The organism is Acidovorax sp. HMWF018, assembly GCF_003061035.1.
GTDB classification, from domain to species: Bacteria; Pseudomonadota; Gammaproteobacteria; order Burkholderiales; family Burkholderiaceae_C; genus Acidovorax; species Acidovorax delafieldii.
Map to the genome: position 1 here is coordinate 11,191 of NZ_QAIM01000474.1, position 316 is coordinate 11,506.

The 316-nt window shown below is 67.4% G+C and carries 1 protein-coding gene; it reads right to left on the bottom strand.

The annotated features are described in order from the left end of the window. The coding region (locus DBR23_RS31275; protein ID WP_233250605.1) for a PepSY-associated TM helix domain-containing protein at window positions 1-316 on the bottom strand (316 nt) is incomplete at both ends.

The window sequence follows — 316 nt, forward strand, 5'->3', positions numbered from 1 at the left end:
GCCCGCCATGTTGTCTTTATTGGCGGCGATCCCTTTGCGGCTGGCCTGCGTCTGCGACTTGGCGCTGCGCTTGACCGACCACAGCACCAAGCCGGTGGCGATCATCAGGCTGCCCAGCACGCCAAAGCCAAACAGCGCCCAGCGCAGGCCCACATCGGCAAACCGTGCCATGTGCAGGCCATACAGCACGCCATAGGTCTTGACGGCGGGGCCGGTGGCGTCGGCCTGGTCCAGCCACTGGCCGGTGGTGGCGTCAAACAGCAGGCGTGGCGGGCGGTACTGCAGGCGGTCGCCTTCGTGGCGGGTGACTTCGACC